Origin of the sequence: Herpetosiphon sp. (assembly GCF_003512625.1) — a bacterium.
GTDB lineage: Bacteria > Chloroflexota > Chloroflexia > Chloroflexales > Herpetosiphonaceae > Herpetosiphon > Herpetosiphon aurantiacus.
Window position 1 is genome coordinate 96,399 of sequence record NZ_DOPT01000091.1, and the last position, 957, is coordinate 97,355.

Consider the following 957-nt stretch of genomic DNA (forward strand, 5'->3'; position numbering starts at 1 on the left):
CCTGCCCTTGGGTAAACAGTTGGAATATTTGCAAACCCGCCGTTTCTCTGGTTATGTCTACTATCAACCAGGGGCGCAAAGCACCGGCTTTGTGATGGGAATTGTAATGTTCAGCGAGGGCCATCTGCGTGGCGTGCATGCCCAAGATTTATCCAACGATCAGTGGTATAGCGCTAATCAGGCCTTGCAACATTTGGCCAATGCCCATTCACAGCCCGAACTTTACCAAACTCCCGCCCGTTTAATCGATGCATGTGCCGCGATTGTTGGGGCTGATCCCAGTCGGCCTGTGGCAATTGCCGCTTCCAAAACGATTTTGCAACAAGTAGTCAATGATGTGCATAAACGCAGCGCGACTGGCGCGGTGCAATTATGCGTACCCGATAAACCAACCCTATATGTGCCGTTTTACCAAGGCCAAGTGATTGGTATCTTGGAGCATGAATCGGGCAATAGTCGCTTGAAACCGATGCCCAATAATCATCCGTTACCCTTTGGTGTGCCCAATATCACCTTGCGCGTGCTCGAACAGGCCACCAAATAACCATAATAAGGTCAGCTATGTCGCAACAGCAGAACATCGTTGCTGGCTTAGAGCACTTGGCGCAACATTTTGTGCGCTCGGTGCAAAGCCAGCTTGGGATTGAGCTTGAATATAATCACGTGGCGGTAAAATGGCTCAATACCTATATCGAACAAATTCGCCCAAATTATGAGCCTGAGCAAGTGCCGCCCAACTTAGTTCAATCGCTTGGGGCATTTCTCGGAGCCTGCATTATTGCCAACTACGGCGGGCGTTGGGGCCACGAACACGAAAGCAACGATTGGGGGATTGCGCTACCAGTCCAAGGCGGCGATATTTGGGTTTATCCCTTCAACAAAGTCTATAAACACATCGCAGCTGGTGAAGAACATTCGGTGCGCATGTTTTACGAGGCTATTCCCAATCTGATCGAT

Annotated in this window: 2 protein-coding genes; both read left to right on the forward strand. The window is 49.9% G+C overall.

The window, feature by feature from the left end; all coding sequences use genetic code 11:
• Positions 1-544 (forward strand): hypothetical protein (locus DEF47_RS19980; protein ID WP_287045314.1); only part of this gene is annotated, 544 nt, incomplete at its 5' end.
• Positions 545-561: 17 nt separating this feature from the next.
• The coding region (locus DEF47_RS19985) for a DUF3806 domain-containing protein (protein ID WP_287045315.1) at positions 562-957 on the forward strand (396 nt) is incomplete at its 3' end.